The sequence below is a fragment of the Luteimonas sp. MC1828 genome (genome assembly GCF_016461615.1).
Lineage (GTDB): Bacteria > Pseudomonadota > Gammaproteobacteria > Xanthomonadales > Xanthomonadaceae > Luteimonas.
The window spans coordinates 137,454-154,369 of record NZ_JAEMNY010000002.1 but is presented as its reverse complement, the minus strand read 5'-3'; the positions used below and the strand labels follow the sequence as shown (position 1 = coordinate 154,369).

Genomic DNA, 16,916 nt, shown 5'->3' with positions numbered 1-16,916 from the left:
AATTGCATCGTTACCCGGCGGTGAAGTGCCCCGGGGTCATGCGTTGATCTGGCCGGCCTGCACGATGCGCAGGTCGGGTGCGAGTTCCTGGTACGACAGCACCGGCAGTTCGAAGAAATCGACTTCCATCAGCTTGCGCAGGTGGCGGCGCACATCGAGCGAGCACAGCAGCACCGGCTGCACGCCCGCCGCCTGCCGCGCGAGGTGTGCGCGCACTTCGTTGCCGAGCCGCGCCGCGAGTTCGGGCGAAATGGCCAGCTGGCTCGCACCACCGGCCACGCGCACCGACTGGCGCAGCTTGTCCTCGAGTTCCGGATGGATCAGCAGCACGTGCAGCGTGCGTTCGGCGTCGGCATGGCGCTCGGCGATCTCGCGCTTCAGGGCGACCCGCACGTACTCGGTGAGCAGCACCACGTCCTTCTCGCGGCCACCGACATCGGTGATCGCCTCGAACACGTCACGCAGGTTGCGCACCGGCACGCCCTCTTCGGCCAGCCGGCGCAGCACGTCGGCGACGCGCTGCGGAGCGACCACGCGCAGCATCTCCTTGACCAGGTCGGGGTAGTCGCGCTGCATGCGCGCGAACAGGTTGGCCGTCTCCTGGATCCCGATGAAGCCACCCAGCCGACGCTGCAGCGCGGCACGGCAGTGCGTGGCCAGCACCTCCTCGGGTGCCACGGCGCCCGCCTCGCCGCGCACGACCCAGTCGCCGGCGAGTGCCGGGAAGAAGCCGGGCTGGCGGTTGCCGTCGGTGGCCACGGCCGTCTGGCGGAAATCCTGGTCGACGCGCAGCTGGCCCACGGCCAGGCGCGCGCCGAACGCGGTCAGGCGGTACTCGCCATGTTCAAGCGCTTCCGAGATGCGCAGCTGCGGCACCGGTACGGGCACGCCGTATTCCTCGCGCATGCGCTGCGCAACGCTCGCGACCCGCGCCAACAGCGCGTCCTTGCCGGTCGCCGCAAGCAGCGCCGGCGACAGCTCGAGCTGCAGCGGCGCGGGCGGCGCGAGGTCATCGACAGGCGGCAGGCGGTCGGCTTCGGCGACCTCGTCCTCCGGCACGCGGAACGCGCGGCGCAGGACCACGAAACCGTGGCGGTAGCGCCATGCGCTGATGCCGAGCAGCGACACGCCGAGCGCCGCGAACACCATCTTCGGGAAGCCCGGCACCAGGGTCATGAGCAGTGCGAGCAGGCCGGTGATCAGCAGCACGCGCGGCTGGCCGCTGACCTGGCGGGTGATGGCGTCGCCGAGATGGCGGTCGTCGACCTCGCCGGTGGTGCGCGTGACCACCAGCCCCGCCGCAATGGTGGCGAGGATGGCCGGGATCTGCGAGACCAGGCCGTCGCCGATGGTCAGGATGCTGTAGGTCCGCGTGGCATCGGCCAGCGACATGTCACGCTGCATGACGCCGATCGCCAGGCCGCCGAGCAGGTTGATGATGATGATGACGATGCCGGCGATCGCGTCGCCCTTGACGAATTTCATGGCGCCGTCGAGCGCGCCGTGCAGCTGGCTCTCGGACTCGAGCAGGCGCCGGCGGCGCTTAGCCTCGTCCTTGTCCATCAGTCCCGAGCGCAGGTCGGAGTCGATCGACAGCTGCTTGCCGGGCATGGCGTCGAGGGTGAAGCGCGCGGCGACTTCGGCCACGCGTTCGGCACCCTTTGCGATGACGATGAACTGCACCACCGTGATGATCATGAAGACCACCAGCCCGACCACGAGGTTGCCGCCGGCCACCAGGCTGCCGAAGGTCTCGACGATGTGGCCGCCCTCGGCGTCGAGCAGGATCGAACGGGTGATGGCGATCGACAGCGCGAGGCGGAACAGCGTGGTCAGCAGCAGCACGCTCGGGAAGCTCGAGAACGCGACCGGCGTGGGGATGTAGATGGCCAGCAGCAGCAGGCCGAAGCCGATGGAGATGTTGACCGCGACCAGCGCATCGATCACCACCAGCGGCAGGGGCAGGATCATCACGCTGATGATCATCACCGCCGCGAACGCCAGGATGATGTCGCTGTAGCCGAGCTTGACCCGCGGGCCTGCATTGCCCGGCGTGGCGAACAGCGTGCCGATCAGCGCACGCATGTGGTGGCGCCCTTCGCGCAGCGCGCAGCCGGCGTGCAAATGACGCGCCGCTGTCCGCTGTTATCGATGCCTCGCGCTCGCCACATCACCCTGACCCCACGCGTCACTTTGTGGCAAATTACGATAGTCTCGCCACAAGAGCAACGCAGGAAATATTGCAGGGCGCAAGTGCGAACTGCGCATTGCGGATTCAGGGATGTGAGCGCAAGTGGCTGTAATTCAGGCGTAATTTTGCCTTCACGGAAATTTCGCCGCGGCAATGCATCACTTGAACGGCGTGTGCGTTCCGGACGCAGGCGTAGCCGGCGCGACATCGTCGGCATGCAGTTCGGTGACGAAGTTCACGCTTTGCGCACTCACGCCAATCGTGAATACGCGACCGGAGCGCAGCTTCACCAGCACCAGGCGTTCACGCGGCCCGAGCGGCAGGATTTGCAGGATCGACAAGGGGGCATCGGGACCGGTGAGGCCATAGCGCCGACGGAGCAGGCGCAGCACCACCAGCAGGCCCACGATGATGAAGGCCAGGGGCAGCAGGATGGCCATCAACTCGGCGCCGAAGGACGAGGCGGCGGGCGCGGCATCGGCAACCACGGGCTCGGCCGACATGGCACGGCCACAGGCGAGGGACAGGATGGCGGGTATGGCAGTCAGCGATCGCTTGGACATGGCGGAATGGATGAGCCTGGGGGTTCGCGCGGGCCGCGCGGCGCCAGCCTACAACAGCGCGCATGCCTGCCAGCGCCGCGGGATGCGCAGGCGATGACGGCGGCGCGCGTCCGCGGCCGCGTCGCCGCTGACGCCTTGCCCGTCGACAGCGATGGCGCGACCGTCGCGGTGGCTGCGCTGCTCGAGGCGATCCCGGTGCCGTGCGCCGCCTTCGCGCGCGGCGACGGGCGGCTGGTCGCCAGCAACCGCCGCTACCGTGACGCGTTCAGCGAACTGCCGGGCCATGTCGATCGCGCGCGCCTGCTGGCGACACTGGGCGATGGCGGCGGCGACGCCGGCGACCCGGACGCGCCCCGCGAAGTCCACGCCACGCACAGCAACCGCTGGTACGCGCTGCACTGGGGCGAGTCGGATGCCGGCGGCCAGCCGCTGTCGCTGCTGACCGCGGTCGACATCAGCGCGCGCATCGAGGCGCTCGACTCGCACAAGAGCCGCCAGGAGAAGCTGCTCTTCACTTCGCGGCTGATGTCGGTGGGCGAGATGGCGGCGATGCTCGCGCACGAGCTCAACCAGCCGCTGGCCGCGATCGTGAACTACTTGAACGGCAGCCTGCGCCTGGTCGACCAGGCCGGCGGGCCGGTGCAGGTCGAACGCGCCCTGCTCGCCGCGCGCACCCAGGCCGAGCACGCCGCCGCTGTGATCTCGCGCGTGCGCGAGTTCATCCGCGCCCGCGAGCCGCGGCGCGATGCACGTGACATGGCGCAGATCACCAACACCGTGCTCGAACTGCTGCGCCTGGAGGCCGAACGCCAGCAGCTGCGGATCGAGCTGGCGCTGGCCCACGACCTGCCGGCGGTCTACGCGGACCGGGTGATGGTCGAACAGGTGCTGCTGAACCTGGTCAAGAACGCGATCGAGGCGATGCGCGAGGTGCCGGCGGCGAAGCGTGGACTGCGCATCGAAGGCCGCGTGAACCTAGACGGCGAAGTGGAAGTGCGGGTCTGCGACCGTGGCGAAGGCCTCAGCGCGGAGCAGGGCCAGCAGCTGTTCTCGCCGTTCTTCACCACCAAGAGCGATGGCCTGGGCATCGGCCTGGCCATCTGCCGCTCGATCATCGAATACCACGAGGGGCGGCTGTTCTTCGAGCCGCGGGATGGCGGTGGCAGCGTGTTCGGCTTCACGCTGCCGACCGCGGACGGAAGGGGATAGGGATGCCGGCTACGCGCGTTTACCTGGTCGACGACAACGACGGCTTCCGCGATTCCACCGCCTGGCTGCTCGAGACCTCGGGCTTCGAAGTGCTGCCGTTCGCGTCCGGCGCCGCATTCCTGGCGGCCTATGCCGGCAATCGCCACGGCGATGTCGCCGAATGCCTGGTCTCCGACATCCGCATGCCGGAAATGAGCGGCCTGCAGCTGCAGGACGAACTCATCCGCCGCGGCATCCACCTGCCGCTGGTGTTCGTGACCGCGCATGGCGACGTGCCGCTGGCGGTGGAGGCGATGCGCAAGGGCGCGTCGAACTTCCTCGAGAAGCCGTTCAGCGAGGAGGCGCTGGTGGATGCGCTGCGCACCGCGCTTGCGAGGGCACGCAGCCGCGCCAACGGCGGCGGCGCGATGGCCGGCGAACTGCTCGCCCGCCTCAGCCCGCGCGAACGCCAGGTGCTCGACCTGGTGGTGGCCAGCAAGCCCAACAAGATCATTGCCGACATCCTCGGCATCAGCATCAAGACCGTTGAACTGCACAGGGCGAACATGATGGGAAAGCTGGGCGTGCGCTCCGTGCCGGAGCTGATGAAGGTGGCGCTTGGCCACGGTTGAGCGCGACGCGCGCAAGGGCCGCGCGCGCAGCGACAAGGACAAGGTCGCCTCCGCGCCGCCGGCCGCAGTGGAGGCGCGGTCAGCGCGCGGCGTGCTGCCCGCCCTGGAAGCGCCGGTGGCCGAGGCGCTGCGCGGCTTCTTCGCCGAGCCGCGCTGGTGGATGCTGGCCGACCGCAGCGCGGTGCAGGTGGCCTGCGCGCGCGCGCCGAGTGCCGCGTTCGAGATCGACGCCGAAGGCACGCGACTGGCGCTGCACGTGGATGGCGCCGCGGGCGATCCCGATGACGGACGGCTGCGCTGGAGCGACCGCAGCGGCCGCGCGCGCGTGCTGGCCTGGAGCCTGGCGCACGAATCGCTGCTGATGCGCTTGAGCGAATGGCTGGGCGTGTCCCTGCTGCCGGTGGTCGACGCGGCCGAGGGTGGCGACGCCTCCGCGGCACTGGCCACGCCCGGTCTCTGGCTCGACGTCGCCATCGAGGACGACGTTCCCCTGCCGGATGGCGACGTACCCGCACCGCCGCCAGCACGCGCCAGCACGCGCCTCTGGCTGCCGGCGGACTGGCTGCATCGCCTGGCCGCGCGCGCCGAACCGGCGCACGCCGAGGATCCGCCGAAAGGTGCCGGCCGCTGGCGCGCGCTGCCGGTCGCCGTGTCGCTGCTGCTCGCAGCGCCGCCACTCGCCGCCGGCGACTGGCGCGCGTTGCGCCCGGGCGACGTGATCGTCGCCGGCCGCAGCAGCCTGCCCAACCTCATCGCGCGCGCCGCCGGCCAGGACTGGCCGCTGGCGTCCGCCGCGGGCGGCTGGTCCGTGCGCGGCGCACCCACCCCGACTTCCATCTTCCACGAGGACAGCACCATGACCGACCACGAGGCCAGCCCGACGGCTCCCGACGCCGCGCCCGCCGACCCCGCGCGTCGCCTGCCGGTGCGCCTGGAATTCGAACTCGGCCGCACCGAACTGAGCGTGGGCGAACTCGCCGACCTGCAGCCCGGCTACGTCTTCCCGCTCGCCACCGCGCTCGAAGGCGCCAACGTCGCGATCCGCGCCAACGGCCGCGACGTGGGCCGCGGCGAACTGGTCGCCGTCGGCGACACCCTCGGCGTGCGCCTGGTGTCCTGGAGCTGACCCGGCATGGACTTCACCACGTTCTCCCCCGCTGTCGTCCTCGTCACCGTGGTGTTCATCGGCCTGGCGCCGTTCGTCGCGGTGATGGTGACGTCGTTCACCAAGATCGTGGTGGTGCTGAGCCTGCTGCGCAACGCGCTGGGCCTGCAGCAGGTGCCGCCCAACGTGGTCATCAACGGCCTGGCGATCGTGCTGTCGATCTATGTGATGCATCCGGTGCTGCTCGAGACGCATGCGTCGGTGACCGCCTACATGGAAGGCAAGCCGCCGCCGGCATCGGTGCAGGCGCAGCTGGAGGCGCGCGCCGCGGGGCGGGCGCAGCGCGCCGCCAACCGCGAGCTCGCTCGCGTCCGCGCCGAACGTGCAGCGGGTGGTCCAGCGGCGACGCCTGCGACCACCGCCACCCCGGTGGAGCCGCCGCCCAGCAGCCCCGCCGCGGCGGATGCGCTGCGCGCCGAGGCAGAGGCGATGGCTGCAGGCACCGCGGCCCAGGGCCCTGCGGATCCTGCCAGCGAGGCGCCGCAGGGACCATCGCGCGGTCCGCTGTTCGCAAACGTGCAGAACGGCACCGAGGACCCCGACGCCGGCGAAGCGGCGGCCGGCGACGGCGGCCCCGTGGTGGTGACCGCGGTCGGCACGCCACCGGCGAAGCCCGCCACCGACGGTCCGATGGACGCGGCGCGCATGCTGGGCATCCTGGATGCCGGCAAGGAGCCGCTGCGCGGCTTCCTGATCAACCATTCCAACGATGCCGAGCGCGCGTTCTTCCTGCGCAGTGCGCAGCGCCTGATGCCCGCCGACCGCCGCGACGAACTGGACGTCGACGACTTCATCGTGGTCGTGCCGGCGTTCACCGTGAGCGAGCTCGCGGCGGCGTTCCAGATCGGCTTCCTGATCTTCCTGCCGTTCCTGGTGATCGACCTGGTGGTGGCCAACATCCTGCTGGCGCTGGGCATGATGATGCTGTCGCCCACCACCATCTCGCTGCCGTTCAAGCTGCTGCTGTTCGTGCTGATCGACGGCTGGGCCAAGCTGGTGCACGGCCTGGTGCTGACCTACGGGAGCGCCTGGTAGTGAACGAGGTCCTGGAACTCACCAAGGAGGCGCTGTTCCTGACGATGCTGCTGTCGGGGCCACCGATCGGCGCCGCGGCGCTGGTCGGCCTGGTGATCGCGTTCCTGCAGGCCGCCACCCAGCTGCAGGAGCAGACGTTCGCCTACGCCTGCAAGTTCCTGGCGATCGTGCTGATGCTGTTCGTGACCGCGGCGCTGATCGGCGGTTCGCTGTACAGCTACGCGGACCGCATCTTCCGTGATTTCCCGGGACTGGTGCGGCAGTAGCGCGTGTTCGACTTCCTCGGCAATCCCCTGCTGGCGCTCGCGCTGACGCTGCCGCGCGTGGTGGGCGCGTTCGTCGTGCTGCCGCTGATGACCCAGCAGACCGTGCCGTCGATGGTGCGCAACAGCTTCATGGTCAGCCTGGCGATCATCGCGCTCCCAGTGGCGCTGGCCGGCATGCCGATGGAGTCGCTGGGCGCCGCGGAATGGCCGGTGATCGTGCTCAAGGAGCTGTTCATCGGCGTCGCCATCGGCTTCTGCTTCGGGATCGTGTTCTGGGCGATCGGCGCGGTCGGCAACGTGGTCGACACCCAGGTGGGCATGTCGATGGCATCGGTGTTCGATCCCATCCAGGGCCACACCGTCACCCTGCACGGCGAGTTCCTGTCGCAGCTGGCGGCGTGGCTGTTCATGGCCAGCGGCGCGTTCCTGGTGTTCCTCGACCTGCTGATGTCCAGCTATCTGCTGTGGCCGGTGACCTCGTATTTCCCGAACCTGCCGGCAGCCGGCATGAACCTGTTCGTCGGCCAGTTCAGTTACATGATGACGGCGATCCTGGTGATGGCGGCGCCCATCATGGTGATCCTGCTGATCATCGACCTGTCGTTCGGGCTGGTGAACCGCTACGCGCCGCAGCTCAACGTGTTCGCACTCACCCTGCCGATCAAGGCCTGGTTGGCAACGGCGCTGATCCTGATGCTGCTGGGCGTGTACATCGAGATCGTGCTCGAGCGCCTGGGCAGCAACCGCTACCTGCTGGGCGTGCTGCAGCAGGCGTTCGGCACCTGACCTGACCCGCGCCGCCGGGCTCAGTCGCCGCGACGGATGCCCTCGGCCCAGTGCAGGACCTCGGCCACGGCGTCGAAGAACTCGCCGCCGATGTACTCGTCCAGCTCGACCTTCTCGTTGAGCCCGCGCGCGAGCGGGATGTTCTGCAGGATCGGCACGCCGGCCTCTTCGGCGGCGCGCTTGATCTCCTCGGCCTGGTGCCCCTCGCCCTTGGCAACCACCACCGGCAGGTCGTTGACCCCCGGCTCGAACTGCAGGGCGACGGCGATGTGGGTGGGATTGGTCACGACCACGTTTGCTCCGCGCACGGCATTGAGCATGGTCTGCTGCGACCATTCCTGGTGCAACTGCTTGCGGCGCTGCTTGATGTAGGGGTCGCCCTCGTTTTCCTTGACCTCCTGGCGGATGTCGCGCCGGCTCATGCGCAGCTGCTTGAGGTAGGAGAACTTCTGGTACCAGGCGTCGAGCACGGACACGAAGAAGAACACGAAGATCGTCCAGATCCCGATGCGCAGCAGCCCGTGCCAGATCGCGGTGGCCATTGCCTCGGGCGGCGCATGCGGCAGCAGCAGCAGGCTGTGGCGCATGCCGTACAGCACGAAGCCGCCAATGAAGATCAGTCCCGCGCTCTTGAAGAACGCCTTCACCAGCTCGACCAGGTTGTCCATCGAGAACATCTTCTTGATGCCCTCGACCGGGTTCAGCTTGGCCAGGTCCGGGGTGAGCTTTTTCATGCTCGCCACCGGCCCCGTCTGCAGGAACTCGGTCACCAGGCCCAGGAACACCGCCAGCAGCAGCAGCGGCAGGCACAGCCACATCAGGGTCCAGAACGCGAGCATGCCGACGTCGGGAAGCGCCTCGGCGAACGGGCGGCCGATCGACGCCACGCTGGCCTCGAACAGCTGGCGCATGCGGTCCCACATGAAGCCCAGCATCATCCAAGCGCCCACCAGCCAGCCCAGCACCAGCACGGTGCTGGTCAGCTCCTTGCTCTTGGCGACGTTGGCGTCCTTGCGCGCGTCGCGCAGCTTCTTCGAGGTGGGCTGCTCGGTCTTGTCGGCGCCCTGGTCCTTCGCCATCCCGTTCCCTGCCTGCTGTGCCGGTGCACGCTAGCATGCGCGTGATGGCAGGCCCGATGCCCCGTCTTCATGCCACCGTGGCGGAATTGAACGCCAGCCCGCCAAGCCGGCGCCATCTAGGGTTCCCCCGAGCTGGCAGGGCGGGAGCGGCGGCGTAGAGTTCCGCCATCGCCCCTCGTCCGTCCAGGATCCACGCAGCGAAATGAGCATCACCGGCCCCGATTCCCGCCTCAACGTCGCGTCCAGCCTGCACCGGATCGACAGCCCGCTCGACGACCTCCGTCGCCAGCAGGGCGGAGACGCGCACGAGGTCCAGGGCACCGTACCGTCGGCCGAAGCCGACGTCGCACGGGCACCGCTCGCCGACGCGGGCGAATACATGCTCAACGCTCCGGCGTGGGAGTCCGGCGACGACCGCATGCTGGCCGGCGACCTCGCGCTGGAGTCCAGCCTGGGCGGCATGCCGCTGGCGCAGGCCGCGGAACACGCCGTCGACGCCGTGCTCGACGCCTTCGCCTGAATCCCGTGCGCGGCAGCGACTGGCTGCCCGCAGCGCCAGGCCGTGATAATGCCGGCGACATGATCGACCCACTCCCCACGCCTGCCGCCCTGCGGACCGCCGCCGATCGCCTCGTCTCGGCGCTGGCCGCGCATTCCGATGCGGAATACCGGCTGGCCGTGCTCAAGCGCCTGGTGCGCCGGCTGGGCGAAGAGCAGTACCCGCTGTTCCTGCGCCTGGTGGGCGTGGTGGCCGAAAGCGACGACGAACGCGCGCAGCGCATCCTTGCCGAGACCTTCGGCACCGCGCTGCGGCGGATGGACCTGCCCGGCGGCGCGCTGAGCTCATGGGGCGCGACCAGCCTCCCCGACCCGGGCGCGCCGGTCGCGGCCAGCGCGCTGTCCGGGCATTTCTTCGGTGCCACCCCGCGACGGATGCTCGGACCGGTGGAGTACCTCACGGTCTGGCACCTGCAGCGCACCCAGCGCACGGCGCTGTCCGCGGACACGTTCCGCAGCAGCCTGGCGCGCATGATCGCCATGCTCAACCGCAGCGACGAGGCGCGTGCGCTCTACCCGCAGAAGCTTGCCGCCGACGCACAGAACGAGCTCGAGGGCGCCTACACGCGCGCCACGCGCGAGCGCCTGGCGGCGATTGCCGCGGCGTGGGCGGCCGGGGAACCGCCCGACAGGGTGGCCGAGGCGGCCATCGACAGCGGCGCCAGCGCCAACCCCCATGGCTGGGTCGTGCGCGACCTCTGAGCCCTTCGCGCTTGCCGCCGGCGTCGGCCGGCGGCCAAGATGGCTCCAGCCTCCGGGGAGGGAAGCCGAGTGCCGCATCCACGAATCACCCTGCTGCCGCTGCTCGCAGCCGCCGCGCTGGCCTGTGCGGTTGCCGCCTGCAAGCCCGCGCCGCAGGCGCCGGCCACGGCGCCGGTCCGCGGCGACACCAGCCGCCCGGTGCTGGCCGTGCAGCTGCTGAGCCGGCACCTGCGCGACAACGACTTCGCCGCCTTCGCCCGTGACGCGGTACCGCCCGCGGTGCACACCCGCCTCGAACAGGCCTGGCGCGATGGCCGCAGCCGCTGGCCGCTGGACGAACTGCCCTTCAACGACCGCATCCCGGCGGTGCTGGCCGCGCTCGCCGCCCCGGACGCGGAAGCCACCCTGCGCAAGGACTTCGACCGTCAGTTCGCCGGCGCCGGCGCCGAGATCCGCGCCGCCGCGACCACGCTGGGCCTGTTTGGCGTGCAGTACGTGGACCACCAGGGTGACTTCAGCCCGGCCGAACGCGCCCACTACGCGCAGCTCGTCACCGCCGTGGCGCGCTGGGCGCAGCGTGCGCCGCTGGCCGAGCGCGAACGCGCGCACGTGGCGATCGCGCGCCTGGCCACCGCGGCGCGTGCCGTGGAGCTCGCCGACGCCGACGCGGAGGCCTGGTCGGCCGCCGGCATGGATGCCTCGCTGCGCCGCATCGGCACCTTCAGCGGCGAAGCCAAGGCGGTGCTGGCCGGCTACGGGCTGGCCGTCGACGACAGCCTGGACGCACTGGAGGCCAGCCTGCACATGCAGGCCGGCGACTATGCCGAAGTCCGCCTGCGCTACCTGCTCGCCGGCGAGCAGATCGACGCCCTGGTCCCGGTCGAACGCCTTGGCGGCCAGTGGTACATCAGTGACTTCCTGCGCCACGCCGAGTCCGCCGCGGGCGTGCCCGCCCGCCCTGCCACCCCGCAGCCGACGGCGCCGCTGCCCGATGGCCCGGCGGCGGCTCCCTGAAGGCCTGCGCGACCGGGCAACCGGCGCGCTTGGGCATAATGCCGACGATGCCTGACCAACCTTCCCTGTTCGACAGCAGCCCCGAGGCCGCGAGGCCCGGCGGCGCGGATGCCCCGGGCGCTGCCGCGCCCGAGGATCTTTCGCCGGGTGCTGCCGCGCCGGCCGACCGGCACGACACCCGCCCGCATCCGCCGGGCCCCGCGGATGCGGACGTCCTGCGCGCGCCCGCCCGCCCGCGTGCGGCGCCGCGCGCGCAGCGCCCGCTGTGGGCGCGCCTGCTCGGCGGCATGCTGGCGCCCTGGATCGGACTGAAGATCGAGCCGTCGGCCCCCGGCCCCACGATCGATGGGCGGCTGGTCTGCTACGTGCTCGAGGATTACGGGCTTTCCAACGCCCTGATCCTGGAACGCGCCTGCCGCGAAGCAGGCCTGCCGTCCCCGCTGCGGCCGCTCCCGGGTGACCCGCTGGGCCGCAAGCGCGCCTACGTGGCGCTGTCGCGGCGCAACGCCGGCAACGCGCTCGCCCTGGCGACGCAGATCGCCACCCAGCAGCGCAAGCCGCCGAAGAAGAGCCACTCCGACTCGCTGGCCCGCCTGCTCGAGGCGCATCGGCACGACCCGGGCCTCGACGTGCAGCTGGTGCCGGTCTCGATCTTCGTCGGCCGCTCGCCGGACAAGAACAGCGGCTGGTTCTCGGTGCTGTTCTCGGAGAACTGGACGATCGTCGGGCGTTTCCGGCGCCTGCTGGCGATCCTGCTCAATGGCCGCGACACCCTGGTGCGGTTCTCCCCGGCGATCGACCTGCAGGGCGTGATCACCGAGGGCCTCGAGCCGGAACGCGAGGTGCGCAAGCTGTCGCGCGTGCTGCGCACGCACTTCAACCGCATCCGCGCGGCGGTGATCGGCCCCGACCTGTCCACCCGCCGCCTGCTGGTCGACAAGGTGCTGTCCGCGCAGCCGGTGCGCGACGCCATTGCCGACCAGGCGCGACGCGAAGGCGCGGTCGGCGACAAGGCGCAGGCCGAAGCCTGGAAGAAGGCGCACGGCTACGCCTACGAGATCGCGGCCGACTACGCGCATCCGGTGGTGCGCTCGGCCAGCTTCCTGCTGTCCACGGTCTGGAACCGGATCTTCCGCGGCGTGCTGGTGCACCACCTAGACAACCTCAAGGCCGCGGCGCCGGGCCATGAAGTGGTCTACGTGCCCTGCCACCGCAGCCACATGGACTACCTGCTGCTGAGCTACCTGCTGTACACGCGCGGCATCGTGCCGCCGCACATCGCCGCGGGCATCAACCTCAACCTGCCGGTGATCGGCACCATCCTGCGCAAGGGTGGCGCGTTCTTCATCCGGCGCAGCTTCCGCGGCAACGCGCTGTACTCGGCGGTGTTCACCGAATACGTGGCGCAACTGGTATCGGGCGGCTATTCCATCGAGTACTTCATCGAAGGCGGGCGTTCGCGCACCGGCCGCCTGCTGCAGCCCAAGGGCGGCATGGTGGCGATGACGGTGCGTGCGTTCCTGCGCCAGCCGACGCGGCCGGTGCTGTTCCAGCCGGTGTACATCGGCTACGAGAAGCTGATGGAGGGCAACAGCTACCTCGACGAGCTCTCCGGCAAGCCCAAGGAAGGCGAGTCGATCTGGGCGCTGCTGTGGGGCATCCCGAAGGTGCTGCGCCAGAACTACGGCCAGGTGGTGGTGAACTTCGGCCAGCCGATCGCGCTGGCCGACATGCTCGCCGAGCACGCCGGCGAGTGGGACGGCACGCCGCTGCCGGACGAGGAAAAACCCGGCTGGCTGTCGACCACGGTCGACGCCACCGCGCAGCGCATCCAGGAGCGCGTCAACAGCGCCGCCGACGTCAACCCGATCAACCTGCTGGCGCTCGCCCTGCTGTCCACGCCCAAGCACGCGATGGGCGAGGGCGACCTGACCGCGCAGATCGTGCTGTCGAAGAAGCTGCTGGACGAAGTGCCCTACAGCCCGCTGGTCACCGTGACCCCGCATTCTCCGGAACAGATCATCGCCCACGGCGAAGAGATCGGCGTGCTGCACCGCGTGGCGCATCCGCTCGGCGACGTGCTGCGCGTCGACGGCAACACCGCGGTGCTGCTGTCGTACTTCCGCAACAACGTGGTGCACCTGTTCACCGCCTCGGCGTGGATCGCGTGCTGCTTCCTGCACAACCGGCGCATGGCGCGCGACAGCCTGCTGCGCATCGGCCGTGCGATGTACCCGTTCCTGCAGGGCGAGCTGTTCCTGCCCTGGGACGAGGACGGGTTTGCCGGACGCATCGACCAGACCATCGCGCTGTTCATCCGCGAGGGCCTGCTCGAGCGCGTCGGCGACGACGACGGCGGCATCCTCGCCCGCCACGCAGGCCAGTCGGACGAGGTGTTCCGCCTGCGCGCGCTCGGGCATCCGCTGCAGCAGGCGTTCGAGCGCTACTACATCGCGATATCGGTGCTGGCCAAGAACGGTTCCGGCGCGCTCGGCACCGGCGAACTGGAAACCCTGTGCCAGCTGGCGGCACAGCGCCTGAGCCTGCTGTACGCCCCGGCGGCACCGGAGTTCTTCGACAAGACCCTGTTCCGCGGCTTCATCCAGAAGCTGCGCGAGCTCGGCCTGGTGAAGCTGGACCACAACAGCAAGCTCGCGTTCGACCAGCGCCTGGACACCTGGGCCAAGGACGCCAAGCTGATCCTCGGCCGCGAGCTGCGCCACACCATCGAGAAGATCAGCCCCGAGGCGGCCAAGCGGCAGCCCGAGCCCGCGGCAACGGACCAGGCCGCGGACGCGTCCGGGGGCTGAGCGTCCGCGGGCTATGCCGGACGCCGCCGGCGGCGGCACAATGCCCGCGGCGTCGGTGGACGCGACGCCCGGGGGGGACACCTGCATGCCTCTTGCGAACCGCATTGAACGCGGCGCGTCCGGCCGCGCATCGACGACAGGGAGTTGTGCCATGCGATTCAACCGGACCTTGCTTGCACTCGCCGCCTTCGCGGCCGCCACCGTGGCCCACGCCGCCGACAAGCCCGAGGGCTACCTGTGCTGCAACATGCGCAGCTACGGCAGCGAGATGAGCGACATCAACTACGATGAAGAAGGCATGTCGATCGTGCCGTTCGGCACGCCGGTGAAGGTCGCCGGCCAGGGCCCGAAGAAGCTGCGGCTCCTGATCGGCGGCAAACGCCACGTGCTCGCCAACGACTACAGCCGCGACCTCGGCAGCGCGCGCTTCACGCAACGCTACGTGGTGGCGGAGGATCCGCGGATCGCCGCGGCGGCATTCCCGGACAAGATCCGCGACGCCATCGCCAGCGCGCGCCTGACCGCCGGCATGACCCGCGAACAGGTGCTGATGTCGCTGGGCTATCCGATCAGCAGCGAAAACCCCGATCTCGCCGCCAATGTCTGGCGCTACTGGCGCAGGAGCTTCGACGAGATCCAGGTGGCATTCGACGCCGGCGGCCGGGTGTCCGAGATCAGTGCCGACGTGCTGACGCGACAGCAGGTCTGGGTGCCCTGAGCATCCGCGGCGGGGCCTGCATGGCCCCGCCGCGAGGCACTCAGCGGCCGGACCTGGCCCCGACCTTCGCCACCGGCTTGACCTGCACCGGGGCCGCCGCGGGCACGCGCGGCGGCGCGACCGAGAACGGCGGAACGGCACCTTGGGTGTCGTAGAAGTTGCCGCGCTGGCTGGTGACGTCCAGGTCGCCATCGCCGTCTGTGTCCCAGAGGAACTCTTCGATCACGTAGACGCGACCCGCATCCGCTCCGACCGGACGCCAGCGTCGCGCAAGGAAGACATAGCAGCCGTTGACGCCGACCTGGCACCAATGCACCGGGGCGTGGCTGCCGTTGCGGTACAGCGTGAAGTCCATCACCCCGCCCTGCACCGACCAGCCGCCGGGTGTCGGCGTGGCGTAGCCCTCGCCCGTGCTCAGCGTCCAGCCGAGTCCGGCGCCGCGCAACAGGATGTAGAAGCCGGTGTTGTTGGCCATGTAAGCCGTCCGGCTGATGTTCTGGCCGGACAGCCAGTCGGCCTGCGCAGACGCCGGCGTGAACGCGAACCCGTCGGCGATGGCGGAGATCTGCAGCGTCGCGCTGCGCCGGCCGATGGGTGACGTCCAGTCCACCGCCAGCCCTTCCGCGCCACGCCCGTCGCTGCTCACGCGTGCGTATGTCGCACTGGAGCCTGCGGCGTCGGCCACCTGGAGCCGGCCCAGTGGGTCGATCTGCCAGGTGAAGGCCAGCCCGTCCGCGCGCACGCCGCTGCCGTTGGCGGCAAACGTGAACAGCTCGGCGCCGGTGTTGTTGGCCGTGGCATAAGGCGTGTCGGAAATCGCCATGCTGCGCGAGGAGCCGGCGATTTCGCCGCTGCTGAAGGCGAGGGTGCCCTGGCCATCGCGCACGCCGACATTGCTGGCGGTGCCGCTGGTGGAGCCGGAGGGGATGCCCGGGTTCTCGGGATACCAGTAATCGACGGTGCTGGTGACCGCGAGCGTGTCGCGGCCGTTGCCCTCGAACAGCCTGGCGACCTCGTAACGCGAGGTGACGGAATCGCGCCGCACCTGGACGTTGTTGACGATCTCGAAGCCCACGACGACGACCGGGCTGACCGGTACCACCACCGCGCGGCCGGTGACGCTGTCGAAGCTCCAGGTCACCGCCGGGTTGGCGTTGGGTGCGGCGAGGAGCATTTCGCCGCCACCGTCCGCGTCCAGCGTGAGCCGCGCGCCCTGGATATAGCCGGTGTTGACCGTGCCCGGCACGCCGAGGTCGTAGACCAGGGTGTAGGTACCGACCATGTCCTCTTCGTCCGAAGGCACGGTCAGGTCCGGGTCGCTGGCAATGGCCACGATCGCCTCCGCCAGGGCGCCGGGCGCCTGTTCCTCGACATCTTCGAGGAAGGCCTGCAACGCGCCCGGCGCGCTGAGCAACGCCAGGGTGTCGGTCGTGCCGTCAGGCAGTGCGAATCCGCCGTCCACGGCGAGCTTGATGGCCGCCGAAGCTGTCAGCAGCTGGCCGTTGTCGATCGCTTCGCGGGCGACTTCCAGCGCGGCATCGTTGTTGATCGGCAGGCCGCCGCTGGCGAGCTGCATCAGGTAGGCCTGCGCGGTGCTGACATTGGTCACCTGCACCTGGTTGTTCTCGTCGCGGGTCAGCTGGCCGTCCGCGCCCGCCTCCGCCAGCAGGCGATCGAAGCCGCCGGCGACGCTCAGGAAATTGGCGATCGCCTGGTCGCCGGTGCCCTGCGCGCCGAGGGTCACCATGCCGCCGTCGAGACCGATGATCTCGAGGCTGTAGTCGCCGTTGGCGTCGGCCTGGGCGCTGAAGCTGTTGCCGTCCACGGACGCCTGCACGCTGGCGTTGACGATCGGGCTGTCGGTCACCTTGCCGCGCAGCACCAGCGGCTTGCCGACATCGACCGTGACCGTCGCCGTGCCCAGGCTGCGCGTGCCCTTGATCAGGTAGGAAAAGCTGTCGCGGCCGGTGAATCCCGGAGCCGGGGTGTATTCGAACTGGCCGCCGACCACCCGGACGCTTCCGTGGGCCGGCGGCACGTGCACCCGCAGCGTGCTCGCGGGACCTGCGCCGGCGTCGTTGGCCCGCGCGTCGATCATCACCGACCGCCCGGTGGCCACCAGCGCCTGGTCCGGCTCGGCCTGGATCACGGTCACTGCCATGACCGGCGCCACGGCCAGCAATCCCAGCGGCGCAATCCTGCGCACAAA

The 16,916-nt window shown here is 70.1% G+C and carries 15 protein-coding genes and 1 pseudogene; 12 read left to right on the top strand and 4 right to left on the bottom strand.

Features of this window, described 5'->3' with window-relative positions; translation table 11 throughout:
* Nucleotides 1-36: 36 nt before the first annotated feature.
* Both sctV and JHB91_RS10535 read right to left on the bottom strand, forming a co-directional pair.
* Complete coding sequence (gene sctV, locus JHB91_RS10540; protein ID WP_199472835.1) at nucleotides 37-2,085, bottom strand: type III secretion system export apparatus subunit SctV; 2,049 nt, start codon at nucleotides 2,083-2,085, stop codon at nucleotides 37-39.
* Between the two features lie 264 nt (nucleotides 2,086-2,349).
* On the bottom strand, nucleotides 2,350-2,694 hold the full coding sequence (locus JHB91_RS10535) for a flagellar biosynthetic protein FliO (RefSeq protein WP_199472834.1): 345 nt from the start codon (nucleotides 2,692-2,694) through the stop codon (nucleotides 2,350-2,352).
* Nucleotides 2,695-2,847: 153 nt separating this feature from the next.
* On the opposite strand from JHB91_RS10535, the gene JHB91_RS10530 reads away from it, so the two are divergent.
* From JHB91_RS10530 to sctT, 7 genes and pseudogenes are all read left to right on the top strand, one after another.
* Nucleotides 2,848-3,963, top strand: coding sequence for an ATP-binding protein (locus JHB91_RS10530; protein WP_199472833.1), 1,116 nt, complete (start codon nucleotides 2,848-2,850; stop codon nucleotides 3,961-3,963).
* 2 nt (nucleotides 3,964-3,965) lie between these two features.
* The gene (locus JHB91_RS10525) at nucleotides 3,966-4,574 is read left to right on the top strand and encodes a response regulator (RefSeq protein ID WP_199472832.1); all 609 of its coding nucleotides are present in this window, start codon (nucleotides 3,966-3,968) and stop codon (nucleotides 4,572-4,574) included.
* Nucleotides 4,561-5,700 (top strand): type III secretion system cytoplasmic ring protein SctQ, encoded by a 1,140-nt coding sequence (gene sctQ, locus JHB91_RS10520; RefSeq protein WP_199472831.1) that lies wholly within the window; start codon nucleotides 4,561-4,563, stop codon nucleotides 5,698-5,700. The genes JHB91_RS10525 and sctQ overlap by 14 nt, the downstream gene beginning before the upstream one ends.
* Nucleotides 5,701-5,706: 6 nt before the next feature.
* Nucleotides 5,707-5,952, top strand: a pseudogene (locus tag JHB91_RS10515) (hypothetical protein); the annotation flags it as partial.
* The gene (locus tag JHB91_RS14130; protein ID WP_343225106.1) at nucleotides 5,953-6,774 is read left to right on the top strand and encodes an EscR/YscR/HrcR family type III secretion system export apparatus protein; all 822 of its coding nucleotides are present in this window, start codon (nucleotides 5,953-5,955) and stop codon (nucleotides 6,772-6,774) included.
* A complete protein-coding gene (gene sctS, locus JHB91_RS10505) occupies nucleotides 6,774-7,040 on the top strand; it encodes a type III secretion system export apparatus subunit SctS (RefSeq protein WP_199374031.1) in 267 nt (88 codons plus the stop codon). The genes JHB91_RS14130 and sctS overlap by 1 nt, the downstream gene beginning before the upstream one ends.
* A gap of 3 nt (nucleotides 7,041-7,043) precedes the next feature.
* The gene (gene sctT / locus JHB91_RS10500; RefSeq protein WP_199374033.1) at nucleotides 7,044-7,826 is read left to right on the top strand and encodes a type III secretion system export apparatus subunit SctT; all 783 of its coding nucleotides are present in this window, start codon (nucleotides 7,044-7,046) and stop codon (nucleotides 7,824-7,826) included.
* Nucleotides 7,827-7,846: 20 nt separating this feature from the next.
* Here the strand turns inward: sctT and sctU are convergent, their stop codons facing one another.
* Nucleotides 7,847-8,905, bottom strand: a complete 1,059-nt coding sequence (gene sctU, locus JHB91_RS10495) for a type III secretion system export apparatus subunit SctU (protein WP_199472830.1) — start codon at nucleotides 8,903-8,905, stop codon at nucleotides 7,847-7,849.
* Nucleotides 8,906-9,107: 202 nt separating this feature from the next.
* Here sctU and JHB91_RS10490 point away from each other — a divergent pair, with 202 nt between their 5' ends.
* The 5 genes from JHB91_RS10490 (at nucleotide 9,108) to JHB91_RS10470 (ending at nucleotide 14,707) form a co-directional block, all read left to right on the top strand.
* The gene (locus JHB91_RS10490; protein WP_199472829.1) at nucleotides 9,108-9,425 is read left to right on the top strand and encodes a hypothetical protein; all 318 of its coding nucleotides are present in this window, start codon (nucleotides 9,108-9,110) and stop codon (nucleotides 9,423-9,425) included.
* A gap of 59 nt (nucleotides 9,426-9,484) precedes the next feature.
* Nucleotides 9,485-10,165, top strand: coding sequence for a hypothetical protein (locus JHB91_RS10485; protein ID WP_199472828.1), 681 nt, complete (start codon nucleotides 9,485-9,487; stop codon nucleotides 10,163-10,165).
* A gap of 69 nt (nucleotides 10,166-10,234) precedes the next feature.
* On the top strand, nucleotides 10,235-11,179 hold the full coding sequence (locus JHB91_RS10480) for a hypothetical protein (RefSeq protein ID WP_199472827.1): 945 nt from the start codon (nucleotides 10,235-10,237) through the stop codon (nucleotides 11,177-11,179).
* 47 nt (nucleotides 11,180-11,226) lie between these two features.
* Entirely contained in the window at nucleotides 11,227-13,989 is a 2,763-nt protein-coding gene (gene plsB, locus JHB91_RS10475; RefSeq protein WP_199472826.1) for a glycerol-3-phosphate 1-O-acyltransferase PlsB, read from the top strand.
* Between the two features lie 151 nt (nucleotides 13,990-14,140).
* The gene (locus JHB91_RS10470; protein WP_199472825.1) at nucleotides 14,141-14,707 is read left to right on the top strand and encodes a hypothetical protein; all 567 of its coding nucleotides are present in this window, start codon (nucleotides 14,141-14,143) and stop codon (nucleotides 14,705-14,707) included.
* A 40-nt stretch (nucleotides 14,708-14,747) separates the two neighbouring features.
* Here the strand turns inward: JHB91_RS10470 and JHB91_RS10465 are convergent, their stop codons facing one another.
* On the bottom strand, nucleotides 14,748-16,913 hold the full coding sequence (locus tag JHB91_RS10465) for an Ig-like domain-containing protein (RefSeq protein ID WP_199472824.1): 2,166 nt from the start codon (nucleotides 16,911-16,913) through the stop codon (nucleotides 14,748-14,750).
* Nucleotides 16,914-16,916 lie beyond the last annotated feature (3 nt).

What these genes read in the sequence shown, in the direction of transcription:
- sctV (WP_199472835.1), bottom strand. Translation starts at nt 2,085, where the DNA reads ATGCGTGCGCTGATCGGCACGCTGTTCGCCACGCCGGGCAATGCAGGC.
- JHB91_RS10535 (WP_199472834.1), bottom strand. Translation starts at nt 2,694, where the DNA reads ATGTCGGCCGAGCCCGTGGTTGCCGATGCCGCGCCCGCCGCCTCGTCC.
- JHB91_RS10530 (WP_199472833.1), top strand. Translation starts at nt 2,848, where the DNA reads ATGACGGCGGCGCGCGTCCGCGGCCGCGTCGCCGCTGACGCCTTGCCC.
- JHB91_RS10525 (WP_199472832.1), top strand. Translation starts at nt 3,966, where the DNA reads ATGCCGGCTACGCGCGTTTACCTGGTCGACGACAACGACGGCTTCCGC.
- JHB91_RS14130 (WP_343225106.1), top strand. Translation starts at nt 5,953, where the DNA reads ATGGAAGGCAAGCCGCCGCCGGCATCGGTGCAGGCGCAGCTGGAGGCG.
- sctU (WP_199472830.1), bottom strand. Translation starts at nt 8,905, where the DNA reads ATGGCGAAGGACCAGGGCGCCGACAAGACCGAGCAGCCCACCTCGAAG.
- JHB91_RS10490 (WP_199472829.1), top strand. Translation starts at nt 9,108, where the DNA reads ATGAGCATCACCGGCCCCGATTCCCGCCTCAACGTCGCGTCCAGCCTG.
- JHB91_RS10485 (WP_199472828.1), top strand. Translation starts at nt 9,485, where the DNA reads ATGATCGACCCACTCCCCACGCCTGCCGCCCTGCGGACCGCCGCCGAT.
- plsB (WP_199472826.1), top strand. Translation starts at nt 11,227, where the DNA reads ATGCCTGACCAACCTTCCCTGTTCGACAGCAGCCCCGAGGCCGCGAGG.
- JHB91_RS10470 (WP_199472825.1), top strand. Translation starts at nt 14,141, where the DNA reads ATGCGATTCAACCGGACCTTGCTTGCACTCGCCGCCTTCGCGGCCGCC.